The organism is Oceanobacillus luteolus (genome assembly GCF_023715655.1).
GTDB lineage: Bacteria > Bacillota > Bacilli > Bacillales > Amphibacillaceae > Oceanobacillus > Oceanobacillus luteolus.
The window spans coordinates 1-24474 of record NZ_JAMBON010000042.1; the positions used below are offsets into that span (position 1 = coordinate 1).

At 38.5% G+C, this 24474-nt stretch carries 22 protein-coding genes and 1 riboswitch; of the genes, 20 read left to right on the top strand and 2 right to left on the bottom strand.

What is annotated here, in order from left to right; all coding sequences use genetic code 11:
- The first annotated feature begins 420 nt into the window (after positions 1–420).
- The 7 genes from M3210_RS16870 to M3210_RS16900 all read left to right on the top strand — a co-directional run bounded on the left by M3210_RS16870 (position 421) and on the right by M3210_RS16900 (position 10080).
- On the top strand, positions 421–2211 hold the full coding sequence (locus tag M3210_RS16870) for a S9 family peptidase (protein ID WP_251516840.1): 1791 nt from the start codon (positions 421–423) through the stop codon (positions 2209–2211).
- A 156-nt stretch (positions 2212–2367) separates the two neighbouring features.
- Positions 2368–2550, top strand: a riboswitch (cobalamin riboswitch).
- 120 nt (positions 2551–2670) lie between these two features.
- Positions 2671–3657 (top strand): ABC transporter substrate-binding protein, encoded by a 987-nt coding sequence (locus tag M3210_RS16875; protein WP_251516841.1) that lies wholly within the window; start codon positions 2671–2673, stop codon positions 3655–3657.
- Positions 3647–4672, top strand: coding sequence for a FecCD family ABC transporter permease (locus M3210_RS16880; RefSeq protein WP_251516842.1), 1026 nt, complete (start codon positions 3647–3649; stop codon positions 4670–4672). Before M3210_RS16875 ends, M3210_RS16880 begins: the two co-directional genes overlap by 11 nt.
- An 11-nt stretch (positions 4673–4683) precedes the next feature.
- Positions 4684–6180, top strand: a complete 1497-nt coding sequence (locus M3210_RS16885) for an adenosylcobinamide amidohydrolase (RefSeq protein ID WP_251516843.1) — start codon at positions 4684–4686, stop codon at positions 6178–6180.
- 17 nt (positions 6181–6197) lie between these two features.
- Positions 6198–6791 (top strand): cob(I)yrinic acid a,c-diamide adenosyltransferase, encoded by a 594-nt coding sequence (locus M3210_RS16890; RefSeq protein WP_251516844.1) that lies wholly within the window; start codon positions 6198–6200, stop codon positions 6789–6791.
- A 71-nt stretch (positions 6792–6862) separates the two neighbouring features.
- Entirely contained in the window at positions 6863–8026 is a 1164-nt protein-coding gene (gene trpB / locus M3210_RS16895; protein ID WP_251516845.1) for a tryptophan synthase subunit beta, read from the top strand.
- Between the two features lie 404 nt (positions 8027–8430).
- Positions 8431–10080 (top strand): SLC13 family permease, encoded by a 1650-nt coding sequence (locus M3210_RS16900; protein WP_251516846.1) that lies wholly within the window; start codon positions 8431–8433, stop codon positions 10078–10080.
- Positions 10081–10113: 33 nt separating this feature from the next.
- On the opposite strand, the gene M3210_RS16905 is transcribed toward M3210_RS16900, so the two are convergent.
- Both M3210_RS16905 and M3210_RS16910 read right to left on the bottom strand, forming a co-directional pair.
- The gene (locus tag M3210_RS16905; protein ID WP_251516847.1) at positions 10114–11328 is read right to left on the bottom strand and encodes an MFS transporter; all 1215 of its coding nucleotides are present in this window, start codon (positions 11326–11328) and stop codon (positions 10114–10116) included.
- A gap of 72 nt (positions 11329–11400) precedes the next feature.
- A complete protein-coding gene (locus tag M3210_RS16910; RefSeq protein WP_251516849.1) occupies positions 11401–12093 on the bottom strand; it encodes an N-acetylmuramoyl-L-alanine amidase in 693 nt (230 codons plus the stop codon).
- 247 nt (positions 12094–12340) lie between these two features.
- Between M3210_RS16910 and M3210_RS16915 the strand changes: the two genes are divergently transcribed.
- From M3210_RS16915 to M3210_RS16975, 13 genes are all read left to right on the top strand, one after another.
- The gene (locus M3210_RS16915; protein ID WP_251516851.1) at positions 12341–12895 is read left to right on the top strand and encodes a GNAT family N-acetyltransferase; all 555 of its coding nucleotides are present in this window, start codon (positions 12341–12343) and stop codon (positions 12893–12895) included.
- Between the two features lie 87 nt (positions 12896–12982).
- Positions 12983–13483, top strand: coding sequence for a GNAT family N-acetyltransferase (locus M3210_RS16920; protein ID WP_251516853.1), 501 nt, complete (start codon positions 12983–12985; stop codon positions 13481–13483).
- Between the two features lie 27 nt (positions 13484–13510).
- A complete protein-coding gene (locus M3210_RS16925) occupies positions 13511–14614 on the top strand; it encodes a GNAT family N-acetyltransferase (RefSeq protein WP_251516855.1) in 1104 nt (367 codons plus the stop codon).
- A gap of 126 nt (positions 14615–14740) precedes the next feature.
- The gene (locus tag M3210_RS16930) at positions 14741–15577 is read left to right on the top strand and encodes an aminoglycoside 6-adenylyltransferase (RefSeq protein WP_251516857.1); all 837 of its coding nucleotides are present in this window, start codon (positions 14741–14743) and stop codon (positions 15575–15577) included.
- Between the two features lie 24 nt (positions 15578–15601).
- Complete coding sequence (locus M3210_RS16935; RefSeq protein WP_251516859.1) at positions 15602–16219, top strand: hypothetical protein; 618 nt, start codon at positions 15602–15604, stop codon at positions 16217–16219.
- A gap of 332 nt (positions 16220–16551) precedes the next feature.
- The gene (locus M3210_RS16940; RefSeq protein ID WP_251516861.1) at positions 16552–17109 is read left to right on the top strand and encodes a histidine phosphatase family protein; all 558 of its coding nucleotides are present in this window, start codon (positions 16552–16554) and stop codon (positions 17107–17109) included.
- 20 nt (positions 17110–17129) lie between these two features.
- Positions 17130–17675, top strand: coding sequence for a GNAT family N-acetyltransferase (locus M3210_RS16945; RefSeq protein WP_251516863.1), 546 nt, complete (start codon positions 17130–17132; stop codon positions 17673–17675).
- A 13-nt stretch (positions 17676–17688) separates the two neighbouring features.
- Positions 17689–18540 (top strand): GNAT family N-acetyltransferase, encoded by an 852-nt coding sequence (locus tag M3210_RS16950; RefSeq protein ID WP_251516865.1) that lies wholly within the window; start codon positions 17689–17691, stop codon positions 18538–18540.
- Positions 18541–18582: 42 nt separating this feature from the next.
- The gene (locus tag M3210_RS16955; RefSeq protein WP_251516867.1) at positions 18583–20859 is read left to right on the top strand and encodes an ATP-binding cassette domain-containing protein; all 2277 of its coding nucleotides are present in this window, start codon (positions 18583–18585) and stop codon (positions 20857–20859) included.
- Positions 20860–21354: 495 nt separating this feature from the next.
- Positions 21355–22818 carry an Msr family ABC-F type ribosomal protection protein gene (locus M3210_RS16960; RefSeq protein WP_251516869.1) on the top strand — a complete coding sequence of 488 codons (1464 nt, stop codon included), beginning with the start codon at positions 21355–21357 and terminating at the stop codon, positions 22816–22818.
- Positions 22819–22883: 65 nt separating this feature from the next.
- Positions 22884–23147: a hypothetical protein gene (locus M3210_RS16965; RefSeq protein ID WP_251516871.1), complete on the top strand. Its 264-nt coding sequence runs from the start codon at positions 22884–22886 to the stop codon at positions 23145–23147.
- 267 nt (positions 23148–23414) lie between these two features.
- Complete coding sequence (locus M3210_RS16970) at positions 23415–23831, top strand: ATP-binding cassette domain-containing protein (RefSeq protein ID WP_379598488.1); 417 nt, start codon at positions 23415–23417, stop codon at positions 23829–23831.
- Positions 23832–23994: 163 nt separating this feature from the next.
- Positions 23995–24363 (top strand): helix-turn-helix transcriptional regulator, encoded by a 369-nt coding sequence (locus M3210_RS16975; RefSeq protein WP_251516873.1) that lies wholly within the window; start codon positions 23995–23997, stop codon positions 24361–24363.
- The last annotated feature ends 111 nt before the right edge of the window (positions 24364–24474 follow it).

Here is a 24474-nt window from a genome sequence, read left to right on the forward strand (position 1 = left end):
TCTGGTAACTTTAATTTTATCAAAAGGTGTCCTTTTTGTTTACTAAAATTATGATAAATAGAAAATAGCTTCGCGCAAAAAGCGCGAAGCTATTTTCTATTTACTGGGGTTTTGTCCCAGCCTCTTTTTGTTTTTAAGGAAGCCGTATGAGGCTGTGTGAATGATTTTAACTCCGTCCTGAGACCGATATATTTTCCATCTTGGGTTCGTTTCATTTAATAATTTGGAATTGTACGATAGGGTTAGGCTAATGAATTTAGTGTGATTATATTGAAGTTGTGGAAGCAGATGACCAAAGTCAACTTATATTAGACACTGGAGATAAACTTTATATTTTCTATAAGCCATACTAAATTTCATTAAAATATAGTAAATTTATAATATAATGGAAGATAATAATAATTCTATAGGGGGATTTTAATGATCAATTTTCCAAAACCGACAGTAGAACAATTTTTCCGTACGTACTATATCGATGATTTTCAAGTTAATGATGATGAGACAAAATTGATTTTCAGTACAAATTTAAATGGGAAAATAAATTTGTGGGCAATGGACCTTCCTGATATGTTTCCATATTTATTTGCCCATCATGATGAATCGATCGGGTTTACTGCATTTGATCCGCAGAAACGTTTTGTGATTGCAGGGTATGATAACGATGGAGATGAGAACTACCAAATCTATGCTGTTCCTTATGAGGGTGGATTACCACAACCACTAATTACAGGAGAACCTGATGAGAAGTTTTACTACTCTCAGCTTAGTGAAGATGGAAACCGTCTATATTATACAACCTCAAAGGATAATGCTGCGTTTTTAAATTCACGGGTAAGAAACTTGGAAGACGGTAGTGACGAACTCATCCATGAAGGTGAAACTGCGCCAACTCAGGTTGTTGGTGTATCCGATGATGAGAGAGCGTTTGTCTTCGTGCAATTACTTGCTAATACGTATATAAAATCATTTGTGAAGATTGATGAGAAAATCTATAACCTTGTGCCAGATCCTGATAAAGTCCATGTTGCTTCACAGCCGTTGTTTACGGATAATGAAACGATCTATTTCGTCACAGACTATGAAAGCAACTACCGCTATGTTGCGAAATATGACTTAAAACAGCAGGAGTTTTCCAAGGTTGCAGAGATAGAAGAAGAGAGTGTAACTCATCTAAAGTGGGATAAGAAAAACGAAGTGTTCTATTTAACGACTGAAAAAGGAGTCGTTGATCAGTTCTATCGTTTACAACCAACTACAGGAAAGATTGAAAAGTTAAATGCCCCTACAGCCATCATCAATTCACTTGTCGTATCCAAGTCTGGTAACTTATACATACTAGGACCTTCAGCAACTGTTCCTTTGAATATTTATAAGAGTGAGGATGCAGAAAACTGGACTAAGCTGACGAACAACCGGGTACTGGGTGTCGCTCAAGAAGAGATGGTGAATCCAGAGGTGGTTACCTATTCCTCATTTGATGGAATGGAAATTGAAGCGCTGCTATTTAAAGCAAGACCAGAAAATGATAATGGTCATACGATATTCTGGCCGCATGGTGGACCACAGGCTGCGGAAAGGGAGTTCTACCGTTCTATGTTCCAAGTCTTCCTCAATCGAGGATATACAATTTTTGCACCGAACTTCCGTGGAAGCACGGGATATGGTTCTGAATTTGTGAAATTGGTGGAGCAAGATTGGGGAGAAGGGCCACGTTTAGATAATGTTGCAGGAATCGAATGGTTATTCGAGAATGGTATTACCGATCGTGATAAACTATTTCTTGTTGGTGGAAGCTATGGTGGTTATATGGCGTTGCTCCTGCACGGTCGTCACCCAGAATACTTTAAAGCGGTAATCGATATTTTCGGACCGTCTGACCTATTTACCTTTGTAGAATCTGTACCACCACACTGGAAGCCGATTATGGAGCGTTGGGTGGGAGACCCGGTCCGTGATAAAGACAGATTTATTAAAGACTCCCCTGTAACTTATTTGGATAATATGACGAAGCCAATGCTGGTCATCCAAGGCGCTAAGGATCCACGAGTAGTAAAAGCGGAGTCCGATCAAATCGTGGCTAAGCTGAAAGAGAAAGGAAGAGAAGTGGAGTATTTGGTCTTGGAAGATGAAGGCCATGGCTTTTCGAAAAAAGAGAATGAGATTAAAGTGTATAAGAAAATGTTAGAGTTCATGGAAAAGCATCAAGGCTAATAAAGTAATCAAACTCCTGTTAAATGACTTTGAATCATTAAACAGGAGTTTTTTTCATGCATTTGTTGATTTCAAGGGAATGTATAGGTGCACTATGGGATAAAAAAGTGACTTTTAGGTCAATAAGGTGTAGTATATGTATAGATTCAATTGAAAATTACATAATAAATAATAGGTGAATTCTTCTTTGAATTCTTAAAAGGGAAGTTGGTGCAATTCCAACGCGGTCCCGCCACTGTGAATGCGAGCGAGCTGTATATACCACTGTACATCAAGTATGGGAAGGTACAGCGAGTGTTGACCATAAGCCAGGAGACCTGCCTATTATTTTGTGAACGCCAAAGCTACGAGGAATAGTAAGGTGAATCGGGTCCGTACATATACCTGTTTAACTAAGCATCTTCATTTGTCGTGAAGATGCTTTTTTAATATAAAAAAAGATTTTATGGAGGAATCGGGATGAAAAAAGTTCTTAATATCTTATTTTTAGTAATGCTCTTCAGTCTGTTAGTTGCTTGTGGGCAAGAAGATACAGACTCGGAAAATACAGGAGCTAATGAGGAAGAAAATGCGGTAGAAGAAACAGAAGTGGAAGCTGGTTATCCAGTATCACTTACAGATGCAGTGGGAAACGAAATAACACTTGAAAAAGAACCTGAGCGGATTGTTTCTTTGATTCCAAGTAATACGGAAATTACGTTTGCTTTAGGACAAGGGGAGAAGATTGTCGGTGTATCTGATCATGATAATTATCCAGAAGAAGTGCAAGAAATTGAAAAAATTGGTGGCATGGAATTGAATGTAGAGGTGATTATTGCGTTAGAGCCAGATGTTATACTAGCTCATGAACTTGGACTCAGCAGTGCGCAGGAAGCGTTTGAGCAATTGAAAGAAGCAGGTATTGATGTATTTGTTATTGAGGATGCACAAGATATTGCAAGTACATATGAAACGATTGATACTATAGGAAAAGTTGTTGGAGCTGAAGAAGAAGCAGAACAAGTGATTAGTGAGATGAAGGAAGGATTTGCAGAAATTGAAGAGCTTACTTCTGCGATTCCGGAAGATGAGCGTCAATCTGTATTCTTTGAGAATTCTCCAGCACCGGAAATTTATACAGCAGGCCAGAATACATTCATCCAAGAGTTGTTGGATATGATTCATGCTGAGAATGCGGCTAGTGATCATGAGGGTTGGTTGGCGCTCGATCCTGAGGCTATCATTGAGTTGAATCCGGATGTTATTATCACTTCTTATGGAGCATATATTGAAGACCCGGAAGGAGAGGTTCTTTCACGGGAAGGTTTTGATTCTGTTGAAGCGGTAGCAAATGAGAGGGTTTATGACATTCATGCGGATTTAATCACACGTTCTGGCCCTAGACTGGTTGATGGTGCAAGAGCTTTGGCAGAGGTAGTTTATCCGGAGCTTTTTGATGAAGAGTAATGCTATAAAATATATATTGGCTCTAACTTTCCTTTTATTTGCTGCACTATTTGCTATATCAATTGGAAGTGTTTACGTTCCAATTATGGACATTATTAAAATTGTTGGACGTGAAGCATTTAATTTACCAATTGGAAGTGATGTGGAGTCAATGTATGTAAGTATCGTTTATGATATCCGTCTGCCACGGGTTATATTGGCAGGTCTTGTTGGGGCTTCTCTTGCAATCGCAGGAGCGGCCTTTCAGGGCTTATTACGAAATCCGCTTGCAGAGCCTTATATACTGGGCGTTTCCTCAGGTGCATCTGTCGGGGCTGTCTCTACTCTGTTCTTTGGCATTTCTCTTCCAGTGATCGGCATCTACACATTACCTTTTTTAAGTATTTTAACAGCGTTGGCGACGATTTTGATTGTGCTCTACTTTGCCAGGAAGATTGATCGAACAATGCGTGTGGAAACGATTATTCTGACGGGGATTATTTTCAGTTCGTTTTTAGGTGCTTTCATCTCTTTAATCATTGCCCTTACTGGGGATGAGCTGCAACAGATCATCGGATGGCTGCTCGGCAGTGTATCTATGCGTGGTTGGAAATATGTAGGAATTATTCTTCCATTTTTTATTCTTGGAAGTTTATTGTTATTATTGAATGCAAAGGAATTAAATGCAATGTCGCTAGGGGAAGAACGCGCACAGCATTTGGGAGTGGATGTGGAGAAGAGGAAATTGCTTATCCTGCTGGCGGGTTCTGTTTTAACAGGTGCAGCTGTTGCCGTATCAGGAACCATCGGCTTTGTCGGCTTGGTCATTCCACATTTGACACGGAAACTTTGGGGGCCGGATCATACACATTTGCTTCCATTATCGATGATGATTGGTGCAGGATTCTTAATTTTAACGGATCTTCTCTCAAGGACGATTATATCCCCGCAAGTTCTTCCAGTGGGTGTCATTACTGCTTTAGTAGGTGCGCCTGTTTTTGCGTTTATTCTAATCAGACAACGAAAAGAAAGTTGAGGTGAGCAGTAATGCTTATTGTGGAAAATGCTTCAGGTGGCTATACCGGAGAGGAAGTTGTGAAAGATATTAGTTTTTCTGTGGAAAAGGGAGAGTTCTTCGGTATCCTTGGTCCAAACGGAAGTGGGAAAACTACGTTACTTAAAATGATCAGCGGACTGCTTAACCTCGACAAAGGAAAGATTAAAATTGATGGAAAAAGCATCGGAGCATATTCTAAGAAAGAGCTCGCCAAAAGGATTGCTGTCCTACCTCAATTATCACCACAAGTTTTTCCGTACACCGTAAAAGAAATGGTTTCACTAGGCAGATATGCACACCATAGCGGCTTGTTCCAGAAATGGACAAAACAGGATGAGGAAATCGTTCAAAAGGTTATGAAGCAAACAAACATCCAAGATTTTCAAAATACTTCCGTCATGGAGCATTCTGGTGGGGAGCAGCAACGAATTTTCCTGGCACAAGCACTTGTTCAGAATCCGCAAATTCTTTTACTGGATGAACCGACGAATCATTTGGACTTAGCCTACCAGAAAGAATTATTAGATCTTCTAAGAAAAAGCGCGAGAAATGAAGGTTTAACTGTGATTGCGATTCTACATGACTTAAATCTAGCAAGTCTTTACTGTGATCGTCTCTTGTTGATGGAGGATGGTAAAGCTAGGGCGATTGAAAACCCAGATGAAGTGTTATCGGAAGAATTGATTAAACATGTTTACCGGACAGAAGTGATAAAGCAACCGCACTCAAGAGTTGCCAAACCCCAGCTCCATTTAATGCCGGGAAAGAGGGATGAAAAGCTTGCTAAAGATATATATATTAATGAATCACAGCTTTCCATCAGCAGAGAGAAGATTGTCCTGCAAGCTGAAACACCTCTAAAAACGGTATCATCCGGAGTTGTCGGTTCAGGTTTCGGGTGGTATAAAAATTTCGTGAATCGGCATGTGGATGAAACTTATTATTGTGTAGATCATAGAAAAGAGATGCGCGAATATTTAAGTGAAAAAGGTTTTCGGCCAAATCAGACTGTTGGGATGATGACGGCGGTTAATCTTGAGGATAATAGTTATGGGGAGTATCAGGGAGATGGGTTTTCCGTCATGGTAGTGGTCACTGCTGGAATAGGAGCGGCAGTGGATGGCACCAAGTCTAAGCCGATTGTTGGGCCGGTAAACGCAGGGACAATCAATACATGGATATTCATCAACGGTAATTTAACAGAAGAAGCGTTCATCCAATCCATTATCACTGCTACTGAAGCTAAGGCTCAAGTGTTAAGGGAAATGGGGATTAAAGATAAGAAAACGAATACAGTTGCTACAGGTACTCCAACGGATAGTATTTTAATAGCTGCTACTCAGCAAGGAAAGAAGCTAGATTATGCTGGAACTGCGACAGAACTCGGTGCAATAATTGGAAAAGCGGTATATGAAGAGATGAAACAAGCAATATTAAATTATCAAAAAAGAAAAGCGACAGCTAAATCAAATGGTAGCATTGGATAATGAAAGGGGAGATCGATTTGAGACTTTATACAAGAGCTGGAGACAAAGGACAAACGGCATTAATCGGTGGAAAAACGAGTAAAGATGATATCCGGGTAGAAGCGTATGGATCCATCGATGAAACCAATTCGTTTGTAGGATTGGCAGTGGCACAATTGAACAAGAATCGGGAACCTTTTAAAGACCTGATTGTTGACCTTGAAAAAATTCAACACGAGTTATTTGATATCGGCACGGAATTATCGAATGTATCTAAGAAAGAACGTCCTCACGAGCTTTCAGAAGACATCATCACATACTTGGAAGAAAGAATGGATGAGCTTATTGATGAAGCACCAGCACTTGAACGCTTTATTTTGCCAGGTGGTTCTGAGGAAGCAGCTACACTACATGTAGCAAGGACCGTAGCGAGGAGGACGGAAAGACAAATTGTTACCCTCTATCAACGAGAACAAGACCTCAATCCAATCCCGTTAAAATACATGAACAGACTATCCGATTATTTTTTTGCAGCTGCTCGTGTGGTGAACAGCCGGCTTAAAGTTTCCGATGTAGAGTATGCCCGGAGTGCTAAGGTTTTTCGTGGAAGTCATAAGAAAAAGGAAAATTAATGAACTTGAATTTTTAGATTTTTCATTTATAATTAATGGAAGTTTTAAAAATTTATAGGAGATGAGTTTAGATGAGAAGAGAGAGTGTAGTAGAGAAAGGTTTCTTTGGAGATTTTGGAGGGAGCTTTATTCCTGAGGATTTGAAGAGTATTTTGGATCGTATTGGTGAAGCATTTGAAAAGTATAAAGAAGACCCTGACTTTCTAGAGGAGTATTGTTATTATCTAAAAGAATATGTTGGTCGAGAAAATCCGTTGACCTTTGCTAAAAACCTGACTGAAGAGGTTGGTGGGGCTAAAATTTATCTAAAGCGGGAAGATTTGAACCATACAGGTGCTCATAAAATTAATAATGTGCTTGGACAAATTTTGTTAGCGAAGAAAATCGGTGCAAAGCGGATTATAGCAGAAACTGGTGCCGGTCAACATGGGGTGGCAACAGCAACCGCTTGTGCAATGGTTGGACTGCCATGCACGATTTATATGGGGAAAAAGGATACGGAAAGACAGCGGCTCAATGTGTTTCGTATGGAGTTATTGGGTGCAGAAGTAGTTGCAGTAGATAAAGGACGGGGCCGCTTAAAAGAGGCGGTGGATGAAGCTTTCGGTGACTTATTGAAAAATCATGAGACGACATTCTACCTTATCGGATCGGCAGTCGGTCCATATCCATACCCGGAGATGGTGAAGTATTTCCAAGCTGTTATCAGTGAAGAATCTAAGCGTCAGATATTAGACAAAGAGGGTAAGCTCCCTACTGCGGTAGTTGCTTGTGTCGGTGGTGGAAGCAATGCTATAGGTTCCTTTGCCCACTATATTGACGAAAAAGAAGTACGATTAATCGGTGTGGAACCTGCAGAAGCTGCATCCATTTCTTTAGGAAAGCCTGCTGTATTTCATGGATATCGTTCCTTGACATTGTTAGATGAACATGGTGAAGCTTTACCGACAAGTTCCATCGCTGCCGGACTGGATTATCAAGGTGTTGGTCCTGAGCATAGTTATCTGCATACCACTGGCCGTGGAGAGTATGTTAGTGTAACTGGAGAAGAAGCGCTTGAGGCCTTTCAGCAATTATCAAAGACAGAAGGCATTATTCCTGCATTAGAAAGCTCTCATGCGGTAAGTCATGCTATTAAACTAGCAAAAGAACTTCATCAGGAAGATATCATTATCGTGAATCTCTCAGGCAGAGGGGATAAGGATGTGGAGCAAGTCTTTGAGATGTTAAAGTAAGGCTTGAAATATGCATTCGAACTTTTTATGTGTGTTGAATGGTTCGAGTAGATAAAAGCAAAGCATATCGTGGACGAATTCATGTCGAATTCGTCCATTACTTATTCTTGTTTTTCATTGTTGAATTAATAGTAGAGGTCGATTAATAACAATCTCTTACTGAAAGATTGAAAGACTATTAAAAGAGATTTATTAAGTGATAATAGTCATCATAAAGCCCTAATTTTTCTTTGAAGGAAGCTATTAACGACATCAATAACTTTGTTATATATCAGATGTGTAGTGTTTACAACGTTCTCTAAAAGAAGGTAAAATCAATATAGCGACTGATATATAACATATTGCTTTTTATATGGAAACGCTTTAAAATGAATGGTATATTTCTATTAAAAGGGGGAACATCGATGATTACTGCAACATGGAGCTGGCTTTGGGAGAAACACGACCAAATAAAAGATTTGTTTCGTTTTTTCGTTAAACCCGGGGATGCAATTGAAAAGAACAAAGTGAAGCAGCCTGACGTTACAAAGAAAGGCTATGGCGGTAAGGGGAATGGTGGAGGACGCCCCTATACGAATGCTCAGCTCACGGGACTTTTTCTTGGACCGTTATTATTTTTCTTGACGCTATTTTTCTTCACTCCTGAAGGATTATCCAATGAAGGAAAAGCAATATTAGCTAGTACACTTTGGATTGCAATATGGTGGGTAACAGAAGCAATTCCTATTCCAGCGACCTCATTGATGCCAATTATTCTATTTCCTTTATCAGGTGGACTGGATATTAATTCGACGACTTCAGCTTATGGAAACGGCACAATTTTTCTTTTTCTAGGTGGATTTGTCTTGGCTCTTGCGATGGAAAGATGGGATTTACATAGAAGGATAGCTATAAATATCATATCTGTTATGGGGACAAGACCAGATCGAATTGTGCTTGGATTTATGGTGGCGACAGGATTTCTTTCTATGTGGATATCCAATACGGCAACGGCTATGATGATGATTCCTATTGGACTAGCAATCACATATCAAGTCCAAGATGCCTTGAAGGGTGATCCAAATGTGGATACTTCAAAAGGAAACTTTGCTTTCGGTAAGGCAATTATGCTTGGTATCGGATATTCAGCGTCCATTGGTGGGATGGCGACCTTGATTGGTACACCACCGAATGCAATACTGGCTGGTACGGTTAAAGAACTATTTGACTATGAAATCTCTTTTGCCGGCTGGATGGTTTTCGGAGTACCGTTTGCTTGGGCATTATTACTATTCGGTTGGATTTATCTGACGAAAATGGCATTCCCGACAAACTTAAAGGACCTGCCTGGCGGTAAAGCGATCTTTGATGAAGAAAAGAGGAAACTTGGGAAAGCATCTTATGAAGAGAAGGCTGTTTTTATTGTATTCGTTGTGACAGCATTTGCTTGGATTACACGTTCCTTTATTCTAGAAGCGATCAATCCTAATATCGATGATACGATTATCGCGATATTAGCTGCTATTGTTTTATTCATTATTCCAACAAAGAGTACGAAAGCAAGCCATATTATGGATTGGTCTGCAGCGGTAAAATTACCTTGGGGTGTACTTTTACTGTTCGGTGGAGGACTGGCGATTGCAGCTGGATTTACAAGCTCTGGTCTATCAGAATGGATTGGCTCACAGCTCAATGGTTTGCAAGGAGTTCATATTCTACTAATCATTTTAGCTGTAACTGCACTAGTCAATGCCTTGACTGAAGTTACATCAAATACAGCAACTGCTACGATGATGTTCCCGATTATGGCAGCACTTGCATTAGCATTGGATGTCCATCCACTTGCGTTGATGGTTGCAGCGGGACTATCCGCTTCCTGTGCATTTATGCTGCCAGTTGCAACCCCGCCAAACGCGGTTGTATTCGGAACAGGTTATATACGTATCCTAGATATGGCTCGGGCAGGATTCTTCCTGAATATAGCAGCAATCATTTTAATCACGCTAACCTGTTATTACTTGCTTCCTTTGACGCTTGGAATTGATATTACTAGTTTCCCAGATAGTTTTAAATAATAAAAAAGAGATGAGTTTATACTCATCTCTTTTTTATTTTACCTGAGTCCGGATTACTTTACTCACAGTCTTCTTTTGAAAGATGATAACAAAAGCCAGGTAGGTTACAGGTAATAAACCTGCTATTATGACAATAGCATTCCAGCCTGACATATTCCAAACCGGTCCAACTGCAGAGCTTCCTAGAGTCACTCCAATATAATAAGCTACTAAATATAGACTGGCTGCACTTCCCTTATGATGAGTCGCTTCCTCTGCAACTGTGCTTGCAGTGAGAGAATGGGCTGTAAAAAATCCAAGGCAACTTACACATAAGCCAATTATAATCATAGGTAATGCTGAGAAAATCGTGAGAAAGATGCCGAGCGACAACACGATGATCCCGGCAATACGGATAGGTTTCATGCCAAAAGTTCCTGCGAGCCACCCGGCAAAAGGTGCACCTACTACACCAAATCCATATGCAAAAAAGGTATAGGAGATGGTCTTTACAGATAATGAGTACGGTTCGCCCTCCAGGTGAAATGGTAAGTAAGTCCAAATCGAAGTGAACGAGAATTGGAGTACGATACCCATTCCAATAATGATAAGTATACTAGGATTTTTAAAGTGAAAAAGCATTCCTTCAATATCTTTACGAAAGGATAGATTACTAGCTTGAAAGAATCTTGACCTCGGCAAGAATAATATAACAAGAACAGCAATGACAATACCTATTCCAGCAAAACTATAAAATACAGTTTCCCAAGAGAATCGATCTGTTAAATAACCCGCTACCACTCTACCTGCCATCCCGCCAAGAGCATTGCTTGCAATATAAAGTGCTGTTGCAATACCGATACTTGAATGATTGATTTCTTCGTTGATATAAGCGAGGGCTGCAGCTGGTAACCCAGCTAGAGCAAATCCCTGGAGAAATCGCAACAACACAATCAAATAAAAAGAGTCTGCTATTGGAATCAAGAAAAAGGGAATGACTGTAAAGACTAAAGAATACTTAATAAATGTCACTCTGCCTAATCGATCGGAAAAAAATCCGATCATAACGAGACCGATGATTAACCCCAATATAGGTAAGGATAATGTCAATGTTGCTTCTGAAACGGTTACATTAAATTCCCGAACGAATACAGGCAAGATGGGCTGCACCACATACATGCTTGCAAAAATGAAAAAAGAAGCAAAGGCTAGGCTGATGGTAATTCGCCAAAACCCCAAATCCTTTGCGCTATATTTCTGTTGTGCCATGTTTACACGTCCTTAAGTAGTACCTCATGAACTATACATATATTGTAACTCAATTTTACATAAATCTGAAAGTTAGTAACTTATTTTAGTCCAATCAAATAATGTACCTGGGTCTGATTTTCTTTCAGGTGCATATTCATCATGCCCAATTACATGCTCACGATTCTTCTTAATTTCAGGATAGACTTTATAGAGATATTCCAACAATTCTCCTAAAGAGGCGTATTGCGCATCTGTATAACCGATATGAGAAGGATCAAGTGAATGATAGCTATCCTCGTCAAGGAATTCAGCCATCTCTTCTTTTGTACCGATAGCAAGCAATTCAATGCCGATCGAGTAGGCATTCAATTGATTCTCATACTCAGGAAATTGTGCAAGACTTCCGGTTCCTGCATGATAAGCTATCCGATTAGGTTTCACAAGTTCAAAGATTTCACCTTCCCGATCAATGATATAATGAGCAGAAACACCATAATCTACGAAGATTTGGTAGATATCATCCAATTGGTAAGGGTCTAACGGATTTCCTGTTACGTTACTGGTAAAGTGAAGCACCACATGTGTAATCGGTTTGGAGCGTTTTTCTGAATTTCTGAGGGGCAAATGCATTTCGGTTGCTTCTATCTCCTCTATTTGCTCCACGTCGGTTTTATGTTTAACATCCGAATTTTCTTGCTGGGACTCCGAGTCAGAAATAAGGAGGAAAAAAACGATAAGACCAATTAAAGCTGTGAAAAAGGTTATCTTTAAAGATGTTTTCAATCATGTTCACCCTGTTCATTCAATAAAATAATAATTAATAGTATACCAGTAGATAGGTGATTTGTGATTAATACTAAAAAAATCAGTGAGAGATTTCTCGCTGATTTTCCGCTTATTACTGATGTTCCGTTTAAATAAAGGATTCTCACGGTTATAATGGAGGAGAATGATTGGAATTAATTGGTTGTGCTGGATAAACGACTTTTGAAGAACGTTCTCGAAAAAATGGATAAACGGAGTGATAAAAATGGTGGATCTAAGTGATAAACCAACTATTATCGGAGAGAAGGTTATATCGAGGCCATTTCAGTCCAGCGATCTTCCGTATATAGAGGAGTATCTAAATGACCCAGAAGTAATAAAACTTACAGGAAGTACGCCGGATATAGATAAGGAAATAATGAATCAATGGTACAGTACAAGAAATGAGCAAAAGAATCGATTGGATTTGGCTATTGTTGATAAGCACATAAACATAGTAGTGGGAGAAGTAGTGGTAAATGAGTATGAAGAGCAACATCAAAGTATGAACTTCAGAATACTTATTGGTCCAAGAGGGAGAAATCGTGGCTTAGGAACTGAGGCGACACAACTTTTCATTGATTATGTTTTTCAGCATACTAACCTGAAGCAACTTACTTTAAGTGTGTTTGATTTCAATCCAAGGGCGAAGCGGGTGTATGAAAAGACAGGATTTGTTCTGGAGAGCATTGATCAAAACGAATTAGAATGGGAAGGAGAATGGATTGATTCTTTAAATATGGTGTTAAAAAGAATAGATTGGGTGGAAGGTCAAGTTTAGGTGAATTTTAAGATAAAACAGGGATATACACTATATTCATAGAACTTATAATATGAGGAACCTTGTATCTGATTGGAGAATGCGTCTATGGAGATCTTATCAAGCATCATACTAAGACCGATACGTATAGAAGATTATAATTACGTCTTAAACTGGAGTAGAGATGAGGCATTTTGTTTGGCTAATGATTGGGAGATAAATAGGAATGAAAAGGATGTATATGCCTGGTGGGTGCATTGTGTAACAACTGATTTTAAAAACTTTAATCGGATAGGGATTGAATACGAAGGAAGATTAATAGGCTATGTAGATGTAGTGCTTATTAATGATGTTACCGCTGAAATAGGAATTGCTATAGGCGAGCGTAATTTATGGGGGAGAGGAATAGGCACCAGTTCTATTTTAAAATTGATGGAATATGCCTCGAAGGAATTAGGAATTAAAATATTTAAAGCAGAGACGCATGAGGCTAATACACGTTCTAGAAGTATGCTTGAGAAAATAGGATTTAGAGAGATTGATAGGGATGGCACGGATAACTATTTAGGATTGGATAGTTGTCTTATACGATACAAGTTACATATTTAATGGAGAGATGTGTCGGGTGATATTAATATGTTGACAGACTTTAAAAATAAGTTGATGAATCTTAATGACATCATTTACTTTGATGAGAATGAGTTTCTCCGTGAGAAGCCGAAAGACAGGGTTCTATTGCAGAGATACATTGATGAGGGTGAAAAATTACTGGGCACTACTCTAAATAATGAAGATGTGTATTTTCTCAAAGGATTACTCGGTAATTTATATAGGATAATTGGCGAGTCTAGCAAGGCGATACAACATTTACGTACTTGTCTTCAATATGCTGAAAATCATAAAGATATTTCAAAAGAAGTCGTTTCCTTGATCAGGTTGGGAGAGGTATTAAAATACAATAATAATCATCGTGCTGCCCTCTTTCATTTCAATGATGCGTTAAAAAAAAGTCATGCAGAAGATGTAAACGCGTACATCGATTTTGTGTTACAGCATAAGGGAAAGTGCCTACTCGAACTGTCAAAATTCACCGAAGCAGAAAAATGCTTCATGGAAGCTCTCAGATTAAGGAGACAAAAAGGGGATATGAATTTAATTAGATCTACTGAAAGGGCAATTGAATTATTAAAGGAATTGGAAACAATTCCAACAAAGAGGGGAGAAAACATGAGTTACGATTTCTTAATTCGGGAAGCTGTTGAAAGTGACGCGGAACAAATTCTTGAACATACGAGAAAAGTCTACAAAGAAAATCCCGATGTGATGGCAACAACAATTGAAGAGTTTACTATGACATTGGAAGAAGAAAAACGTTGGATCAATACTCAAAAACAAATTGGCTTATTGCTGGTAGCAGAAGTTGATGGGAGGATCGTCGGAATGCTTAACTTTCAACTTTCCCCCCGCAAGCGGTTTAGCCATACAGGAATGTTTGGTATGAGTGTACAAGAGCAATTTTCCAATATTGGTATTGGAGGAGCCTTGTTAATGCATTTGTTGGATTGGGCAAAGGAGAATAAAAGTGTAGAAAAAATCTCCCTTGAAGTTTTTTCTAATAATGCAAGGGCAATACATCTATATGTTAAGCATGGTTTTGTTGAAGAAGGCAGAAAAAAGAACCAGGTTAAATTGGGACCTGAGGAATATGTTGATGTCATCTTGATGAGTAAAATGATTTGATATAAATGATTATGATTTCATCATAACAGCTCAAGTATCGGATCATGGTACGGTAACTAGAAAAGTAACTTTATGGAAAATGTGCAGCTTGTTAATCAGGCTCAATAAGGAGAGGTATTATCATGTGTGGGATTTGTAAGTAAACATAAGGAAAGGGACTCAGAATTACCAATACAGCGGAATAAATTATTGCAAGCGATTGAAAATGATTTACTGATTGATGATCATGTCCTGGGATTTTTCTATGGAGGTTCCATTGCTAATGATCATCTCGATAATTATTCAGATATAGACCTTAGGATTATTGTTAAACCGGAGAAGATGAAGGAGTATATTACGAATAAAAACAATCGTGCGGGTAATTGGGGGAATGTTCTTTACTTCGAAGACTCCCATCCTTCATCCATATACGTAGTGGCCCATTATGACTGTTTTGTAAAAGTGGATATCTTTTATTACACACCTGATTATATCCAGCCTTCGGTTTGGTTGCAAAACATCAAAATTATGAAGGATAACAGGGGGATGCTTGCAAATGTTTTAGAGCAATCCATGAAACTTGCTTATAAACCGTCCGTGAAGGAATTTGAAGTGTGGCGAACAAAGTTTTTTGCACTTTTACACGAAGCATACAGAAGGATGATGAGGGATGAATACTACTACGCTTTAGATTGTATTGATAAGATGCGCTTATCCATCGTATCAGGCTGGTGCATGATTGCTGGAATTCAACCAAACTCATTTGGTGACTGGGCGAAATACGAAGGTGAACGAAGTAGATTGAAGGATTGGCAGCAAGACCTGCTTGAAAGTTGGGATTGTGGAAGAAATAAGGTAGAGATCATAGATGTAGTGAGAAGTATCGTTCCTGAGTTTAAAAAAATTCATTATTCTTTATGTCGGAGATTAGAAATAGAGGAAGACTCGGAACAGCTTAATAGAATCATAGATATGGTGTTATGAACCAAAATCAGAGGGGGAACTTTTTTGAGAAAAAGTTATGTTTATATTGCTCTTTTGATGTTGTTCTTCATATTAATTTCTGGCTGCTCTAATTCCAGCAGTGAAAAAACAGAAAGAGCGACTATTTCCGTGAATGCCGATTCAGATTATGTGAATACCTTTGAAGACTTGCATTTAGGGATATTGTTCGATTTTGATTTCAAACTGCCTCATGCTGACAATAGGTGGGTGACTCTTTGGGTGGAAAGGTATGAAAATGGAGAGGAAGTTCCATCCTCATTGGATTTACGTTATGGTATGAGTCCAGAAGAAGTAGAAACTGGCCAAATTGGATTTGGGATAATTAATCCGAACTCAGAAGGAGAAGCGATGGCCTTCCTATATGGGCCGAATGTTAGCATTCAACCATCAATCATAGAATTGGAAGATAAATCGGGTGTTTTCAGTAGTTGGGATTATGCAATTGATGCAGAAGAATCAGAGTTGGATCTGGATGAAACATATTTGTTGGCCGCTTATAGAGAAAAGAAGAGCGACTCCATCCGTACAATCGATTTGCAGAATGACGCAGCAGTAAACCGGATGATTGAAGAAGATGATTTGGTATTGTTGCTGAAAATCAAAGTGGAAGAATCACAATAACAGGAACTTTATTTTTTCAGCAATGTCCATGTAGCTGATTAAATGTAACTTCTTTTAAAAACTACTCAATCCTATAAATCTGAGAGGTGAGGCTTTAATGGAAATTATTGATAAGTCACATAAAAGTGATTATGTCCTTGAATATTATGCTATTTTTGTTATTTCCTTACTCACATTCAAAAAGATTAGCAGAGTGGAAAGCTGCAAAGAACAACTCAAGAAAAAGAAGGAAGAGAACTCTATTAGAAATGTATAATACATGCAGGTGCAATCCGAAGATCAGGGTGAGTGACTTTTTTGTTGGAAAAATGACATGAGGGGTTGTCGCTGAATTGACTAACTTATATTTCGTAAGACATGCTCATTCTATATATACACCTGATGAATTGGGTAGGCCATTATCTGAAAGAGGATTTACCGATGCCAGTATGGGTAGAGAGTTATTGGAAACGGAGAATATTGACGTTGTTATCTCCAGCCCATATAAACGGGCTATCCAGACAGTGGAGCTTGTTGCTGAACATATAAATAAAGAAGTTGAGATTATAGAAGGGTTCAAAGAACGCATTTTAGCCGAAGCTCCCGTAGAAGATTTTAATCTTGCAATTAACAAAGTATGGGAGGATTACAGTTTTTCATGGGCTGGCGGAGAGTCTAATCTCGTTGCTCAAAAAAGAGGAATAGAGTCCACTTATCATGTGCTCGATAAATACAATGGCAAAAATATTGTCATCGGTACTCATGGTAATATAATGGTATTGATTATGAATTATTTCGATAGTAAGTATGATTTTTCACTTTGGAAAAATCTCGAAATGCCGGATATTTATAAGTTGACTTTTAAGGATAGAGAGCTGAAATCTGTTGAAAGATTGTGGAGGGAGATTTAATCGTAAATAGGGGGAGCGTTATGTTGTTTGAATCAGCAAGGGTTAAATTACGAAAAATGACAGTGGAAGATACAGAGCTTTATCATAAGTGGAGAAACGATATGGAAGTTATGCATTCAACTAATCCATCATTAGATGTGTATTCGCTGGAACAAACGAAAGAATTCGTAGAACAGGTTATATTGGGTTCTCATAATTCAAAAAGCTACATTTTGGTTGAAAAGGAAAAGGAAATTCCGATCGGCATAGTTTCGCTAATAAATATGGATTATCAAAATAGAAATGCTGAATGTATTATTGATATTGGAGAAAAAGAGTACTGGGGTAAAGGATTTGGTCCTGAAGGACTTCAATTGCTATTGGATTATGCATTCTATGAATTGAATCTCCATCGCATTTCACTCAAAGTCTTTTCTTTCAATGAAAGAGCCATCCGATTGTACACTAAACTTGGCTTCACGAAAGAAGGGAAAAGTAGACAGAGTTTGTTTAGAAATGGTACATGGCATGACATCATCCATATGGGTATATTGCAAACCGAATATATGGATAAAAGACTCAAATGACGCGGAGGTTACTATGGATTATAAAAACTGTTCAGAGGTGGAGCAATCCTATATTCATCAAGCATTTCTAAATGGATTTTCTGATTATTCGGTTCCTATGAATATACCATTGGATCTTTTCGTCAAGAGATTTTTCGGGCCTGAAGGGAATTCAGTAGAGAATTCCTTTATTGCCTTTCAAGACGATGAACCAGTTGGTTTAGTTCTTGGAGGAATAAGAGAGTTTGATGGTTATAAAAATCTAAGGTGCGGTGCTTTATGTGTAACACCTGAATATCGAGGAGCAGATGTAGGTAAAGAGTTATTCCGTTTGTTTGCTGAGCAAGGGATAAGTCAGTCATGCGAGAGGATTAGTCTAGAAGTGATATCTGACAATATCCGTGCCATTTGCTTCTATGAAAAACAAGGATTTATAAAAAATAATAAGCTGATATACTTCAGCCATTCTTTGGCTGGAGGGCAAATAAAAGATTATAGTATAGATGGGCTATTGATGAATGAAGTCAATCTATCTATAGCAGTAAAAGTAAGGGAAAGTATTTCAACTACACATATCAATTGGCAAAATGAAGTGGATTATTTTCAGCTGGATTCTACTGCTCATTGTTTTGCGGCTTATGCTGGTGAACGGTTTTTAGGCACCTTAGTATTGAACGAGGAAGGTAAAATCTACTTTTTATATACTGAAGAAGGGGAAAGGCAAAAAGGAGTTGCCAGTAGTTTGTTATCCTATGCAATAAGCAAGCTGGATTTGCAGAAGCTTAATATAAATATGCCTGATAATATTGATATGACGGAGTTTCTTCATAAGACTGGATTCACGAAAGAGAAAATAGAACAATTTGAAATGATTAAGGTGATTTAAGCAATCATTTTTTAAAAGTATCAAGTCGGAAAGGACGATAACGTGTCAGAGATAAAAGACGAAATCATTCTTAGAGGACTGAAAGCAAATAACTTGAAGAATATTGATCTAAATATCCAAAAAGAGAAAATTACAGTATTTACTGGTCTATCTGGCTCGGGCAAGAGTTCTGTCGTCTTTGATACATTGGCAACCGAAAGCAGAAGACAAATGACGTTGAACTATCCGCATTACGTAAGAAATCAAATGCCGAGATATGAAAGACCCCATGCTGATCTCATGCAAAACTTAAGTCCTGTTGTTGTTGTCGAGCAAAGGCCAATTGGCGGGAATTCCCGCTCTACGGTTGGTACATATATGGATATTCATCCATTAATCAGATTGTTGTTTTCAAGAATTGGGGAGCCATCCATCGGTTCTGCAACTGATTTTTCAAGTCAAAGCTCGTTTGGCAGATGTCCAAGCTGTAGTGGTTATGGCGAGGTGATAGCTCCCGACATAAATAAGATGATAGATTTCAATAAATCATTACGTGAGTATGCTGTGAATTTTAAGCCATTATCCCCTTCTGGGTGGCAAGGAAGATGGATGATCACCGGGGGCTTGTTCGACCCGGATAAACCAATAAAAGATTATTCCGAAGCAGAGCGGAACCTGCTCATCTATGGTCCGCCTGAAGGTGAAAAGGTCTTTGCGCCATTCCATACAAAAAATGGTCCACAGCCTCATGAGTGGGATGGGTTATTACCGAGATTTACACGCCTGTATATTAATAGAGACATTTCCAAGTTGAAAGAAGTTTCGCAGGAAGATGTTTTAGCAATGTCGACTCATTCCTTATGTCCAACTTGTCAAGGTTCAGGTCTAAATCCTAAGGTGTTGGAATGCCGTATAAATAGTCTAAACATTGCAGACTATGATGCATTAGAAATTACGGAATTGGTTACGGAGTTAAAGAATATTGAGGCTCCGTTGGGTAAACCGATTGCAGTTCAGGCTATCTCTCATATAAAGCAACTTGTGAAGATGGGTTTGGGGTATTTGAGCTTATCAAGAAAAATGGACACCTTATCTGGGGGAGAGGCTCAAAGGGTAAAGATTGCCCGCCATTTAGGCAGCAGCCTTAATAATCTTACGTATATTTTTGATGAACCAAGTGCTGGCCTCCATCCAGAAGAAGTGGATTTATTAATCGATATGCTCAAGAATATAAAGGAGCAGCATAATACAGTTATCGTAATTGAACATGATTTATCGATCATTAAAGTTGCGGATGAAATTATCGAAATGGGCCCAGGAGCCGGAACATATGGGGGAGAAGCCGTTTATCAAGGAAAGATGGAAGGACTATCTAATTCTAAAGCCGCTACAGCTCTAGACTACAAACTGAATGTAAATGAAAATCCGAGGGAAAGCAAAGATAATTTCATAATAGAAAATGCAACTAGCAATAATTTAAAGAATATCAGTGTGACTATTCCGCAAAACGTTCTTGTCGCTGTTTGCGGTGTATCGGGTTCTGGGAAGAGTTCTTTAATGATGGAAGCATTTACTGAAAATTATCCGGAGACGATTATGGTAGGTCAAGGAAGTATCGGGATCTCCAGCCGTTCAACACTAGCAACTTATATGGGGATCATGGATGATATCCGTTCCATCTTTTCTAAAGAAACAGGACAACCTGCGGGATTATTTAGCTTTAATTCATTAGGGGCATGTCCGGTTTGTAAAGGTAAAGGTGAGATGAAGCCGGATGTGGCTTTCGCTGACCCTGTGACTGTCCAATGTGAAGCATGCCAAGGTACGAGATACTCAGATGAAGCATTGTCTCATCGTTATCAAGACAAGAATATAGTTGAGATTTTGAACTTAACGATCGAAGAGGCGCTTGATTATTTTGAAGCACCGAAGATTTTAAAGCGAGTACATACGTTGCAAGACGTAGGATTAGGATATCTCACGCTTGGCCAGACGACAAGCTCTCTAAGTGGAGGGGAAGTCCAACGATTGAAGCTGGCGAGCCATCTTCAGAAAGAGGGACAAATCTATCTGTTAGACGAACCATCTTTAGGTTTGCACACAAAAGATAACGATAGGCTCTTAGATGTATTCCAGTATCTCGTAAACAGAGGAAATTCCGTCATCATTATTGAACATAATTTGGACTTTATCGCTGCAAGCGACTGGGTGATTGAATTAGGTCCGGGAGGTGGAAAAGAGGGCGGAAGGGTTATTTTTGAAGGTACTCCGGAAGAAATGCTAAATACAGATACGGTGACAGCGAAATGGTTGAGGGCTAGAGTTTCAAATGGAACATAACTTTACCAATCTTATATTGCTTGACGAGAGCACCTTTTGACACATTCCATCATACAGTTTATAATGAGCATAGATTTTTTACATTAAGGAGGATTAATAAAGAGATGAGACTACGATTCCCAACTTTGAACCAGTAATTTAATACGGTCAAAGGCTCTGTTTGTGTATCAGAGTGTATGGGATTAGTCTGCCCTTTTTTAATCATCTAGCGAAACCAAAATATATATTACCCACGGTCAGTATGAATTCAGTGGGGAATGTTTCTTTAGAAAGGCGGATTTTCTGCCTTTCTTTTATTATGTTCATATATGAAGATGGGACTCTTTTCCGTTCACTCTAAATCACAGGCAGATGCTTGTGGTTTTTTTATTTGGTAAGAGGAGGAAGTTTCGATGCAAATATTATTATTCTTTTAATACGGGCTTGAAGTGAAAGTAAGCCCGTATCGATCTTAGCTATCGATACGAAATGAATTTATTTCGGGAGGTAGCAAGAATGGAAAAAGTTTGTTTTGAATTGGAGAATATTGAACTCACGTATTTAGATAGAACGATTTTAGATATAGAACGTTTAGCGGTGCATCAGTTTGACCGGATTGGAATTGTCGGTAAGAATGGAGCAGGAAAGAGTACTTTATTAAAGTCATTGGCAGGAATGATCAAACCGACAAAAGGCAATGTACACCGTCATACAGAATTTGCATATTTTGATCAATTAAAATCACCTGATAAAACAGAAGCGGATTTTGAATTGCTAGGAAAATTGGCTGTTCCAAAGACTGAAATTGAATACTTTAGTGGTGGAGAACAAACAAGGCTCAAGCTGGCTCAAATATTTTCGAACTATCATGAAGGCCTGCTTCTTGATGAACCGACTACACATCTGGATGCAGAAGGGACACAGTTTTTTGTTGACCAGTTAATGTATTATTATGGTGCGCTTATCCTTGTCAGTCACGATCGTTATGTATTGGATGAACTAGTGACTAAAATCTGGGAAGTCGAGGATGGTACCGTAACGGAGTTTACAGGAAATTACTCAGACTATGTTGGACAGAAAGAGTTGATGAAACAACAGCAACTAGAGCAGCATGAAAAGTATGTGAAAGAGAAATCCAGGCTTATTCAAGCAGCAGAGGAGAAAATGAAAAAAGCTGAGAAAATAACTGAAGCTGGTGGCCGGACTTCAAAGAAAGAAACAAAGGCTAAGGCAAATAGAATGTTTGAAACGAAATCAAAAGGCACGAGCCAAAAGGCGGTTCAGCGTGCAGCCAAGGCAATGGAGAAGAGAGTGGAACAATTGGAGGCAGTCGAAGCACCAAAGGAAGAACAAATGATTCGCTTCCATCAATCAAAAGCTCTTGAGCTGCATAATAAGTTTCCGATTATGGCGGATCGGTTGCACCTACTAGTTGGAGATAAGATTCTTCTAGATGAAGCAAGCTTTCAGTTCCCTTTAGGACAGAAGATTGCAATCACTGGAAAAAATGGGTCAGGGAAATCAACACTGCTGCAGCAGATTTTACAAAGGGGAGAAGGACTGACAATTTCACCAAAGGTAGTGTTTGGTGCTTATCAGCAGTTGGACTATAAATTTACTAAAAACAAAACTGTTTTAGAGAATATTAAATCCGAAAGTGACTTTCCTGAGAGTAAAATACGCTCTGTACTTCATGCAATGAATTTCAATGGTACCGACCTCATAAAGGATATTCGAGATTTAAGCGGTGGGGAAGCAATAAGATTAGTACTTTGCCAACTGTTTTTAGGAAGATATAATGTGCTGGTTTTAGATGAACCTACAAATTTCTTGGATATCTTCTGTATCGAGGCATTGGAGAAGTTCATCAAAGGATATGAAGGAACCGTACTTCTTGTTTCACATGATCGAACTTTTATTGATAAAGTAGCCGACAGTGTTTATCTGATAGAGGATAGAAAACTAGTGTTAAAAAGCTGACCGATCAATAAGGTCACTGTTTTTGGTTACACTAATTAAAAAGAATCGAAAACAGGAGTGATGATATGTTGCTCAATGGAGATATCATTTCAGGTGAATTTGACGAAGGCAATAATGAGTTTTCCTTAAAACAGGTTAAGCATTTCACGACTGAAACAACAATCAATGAGAACCAGCTAAAAAGTCTATATCACTATTTGAAAAAGAATCAGGAGGATATTGACGGTCATGTCATTACGTTATATGATCAATTGCCGATACGATTGACCCAAGAAGAGATTAATTTACTATTAAATGATCTAGAGAAAGTAAATTCGATGTACTTTTAGGATGGCCAAATCTTAAAATGCAAGAGTCTTTTTATTGATTAAGGGCGAAGATGATAAAGAAGATAATTGCAAGAGAGATTAGAAAAGGAAATGAATCTTATCTAAGTTTCATTTCCTTTTGCTTTCACTAACTCAATTAACTTGTATAAGTAATGTGCACCTCGAAGCTGTTGTTCGATTTGGTAGTCCATATAAGCCAAGGAATCCAGATATAATGGTCATTCCATTACTGATATACTCGAAACTTCCGTTCAGGATTGTTTAAACATTTTTAAGGAAGAGAAAAAAATTAAAGTTGTATTCGAATTACTTGTTGAGATTGGATTAGGTTATTTAAAGTTGGGACAATCACTAACAACACTTTCAGGTGGTGAAGGGCAACGGCTGAAGCTGGCAAAGGAATTATTAAAACAAGGAAATAAACATTCTTTATACTTACTGGATGAACCTACAACAGGACTGCATCCAAATGATGTCATCCAACTATTAAACTTACTCAACCGAATCGTCGATGCTGGTAATACTGTTATTATGGTTGAACATAACAGCCAAATGATAAGAGCCTCAGACTGGATTGTTGATTTAGGACCAGAAGGAGGGGAAGCTGGTGGCCAAGTGATTGCAGAAGGAACACCAGCAGAGATAAAGGAAAACAGTAATTCTTATACAGGAAAATATTTATAATAACATGCAGGGCTGGATCCAAACGTGATCCAGTCTTCAGTGATTTGAAGATGAGGGTAACATGACATGATAAACCATATTACAATCGATAAACTCCGTACGTGAATTATCGAGTAGCTTTTAACTTTTGCCGATAAGATAGTGATGTGAAGGAGGGAAATGAATGCTTCATAAATTCAATAGTTTAATGGATTACATCGAAGAACATTTAACGGAAGAAATCACTGGGAAGGATATTACTCAAATTGTAGGGATATCTGATTATCATTTTAGAAGAATGTTTTCTTACATGGCCGGAATGACTTTAAATGAATATATCAAAAACAGGAGATTGTCAGTCGCCAATGTTGAGTTGATTAATGGAGGGAAAGTGACCGATGTAGCGTTAAAATATGGCTATCGATCCATGGATGGCTTCTCGCGAGCGTTCCGTGAGTGGAGCGGATTTCTGCCATCTGAAGTAGTCAAAAACAAGATACAAAAATCATTTCCCAAATTTACATTCTATATAGACGTAAAAGACCTGCGGTGATATGTCAAGAGGTAAATAAATAATTGTTCAGTTATCAAGGTGCATTATCCTTAAAAAAGGCAACACTAAACTAACCCAGTAAAGTTATGCGAATTTACTGGAAATTATTGG

Excerpts from the sequence above, each read along its gene's own strand:
- M3210_RS16875 (WP_251516841.1), top strand. The coding sequence starts at position 2,671 with ATGAAAAAAGTTCTTAATATCTTATTTTTAGTAATGCTCTTCAGTCTG.
- M3210_RS16920 (WP_251516853.1), top strand. The coding sequence starts at position 12,983 with ATGGAGATCTTATCAAGCATCATACTAAGACCGATACGTATAGAAGAT.
- M3210_RS16870 (WP_251516840.1), top strand. The coding sequence starts at position 421 with ATGATCAATTTTCCAAAACCGACAGTAGAACAATTTTTCCGTACGTAC.
- M3210_RS16975 (WP_251516873.1), top strand. The coding sequence starts at position 23,995 with ATGCTTCATAAATTCAATAGTTTAATGGATTACATCGAAGAACATTTA.
- M3210_RS16960 (WP_251516869.1), top strand. The coding sequence starts at position 21,355 with ATGGAAAAAGTTTGTTTTGAATTGGAGAATATTGAACTCACGTATTTA.
- M3210_RS16905 (WP_251516847.1), bottom strand. The coding sequence starts at position 11,328 with ATGGCACAACAGAAATATAGCGCAAAGGATTTGGGGTTTTGGCGAATT.
- M3210_RS16925 (WP_251516855.1), top strand. The coding sequence starts at position 13,511 with ATGTTGACAGACTTTAAAAATAAGTTGATGAATCTTAATGACATCATT.
- M3210_RS16880 (WP_251516842.1), top strand. The coding sequence starts at position 3,647 with ATGAAGAGTAATGCTATAAAATATATATTGGCTCTAACTTTCCTTTTA.
- trpB (WP_251516845.1), top strand. The coding sequence starts at position 6,863 with ATGAGAAGAGAGAGTGTAGTAGAGAAAGGTTTCTTTGGAGATTTTGGA.
- M3210_RS16900 (WP_251516846.1), top strand. The coding sequence starts at position 8,431 with ATGATTACTGCAACATGGAGCTGGCTTTGGGAGAAACACGACCAAATA.
- M3210_RS16965 (WP_251516871.1), top strand. The coding sequence starts at position 22,884 with ATGTTGCTCAATGGAGATATCATTTCAGGTGAATTTGACGAAGGCAAT.
- M3210_RS16945 (WP_251516863.1), top strand. The coding sequence starts at position 17,130 with ATGTTGTTTGAATCAGCAAGGGTTAAATTACGAAAAATGACAGTGGAA.
- M3210_RS16885 (WP_251516843.1), top strand. The coding sequence starts at position 4,684 with ATGCTTATTGTGGAAAATGCTTCAGGTGGCTATACCGGAGAGGAAGTT.
- M3210_RS16915 (WP_251516851.1), top strand. The coding sequence starts at position 12,341 with ATGGTGGATCTAAGTGATAAACCAACTATTATCGGAGAGAAGGTTATA.
- M3210_RS16950 (WP_251516865.1), top strand. The coding sequence starts at position 17,689 with ATGGATTATAAAAACTGTTCAGAGGTGGAGCAATCCTATATTCATCAA.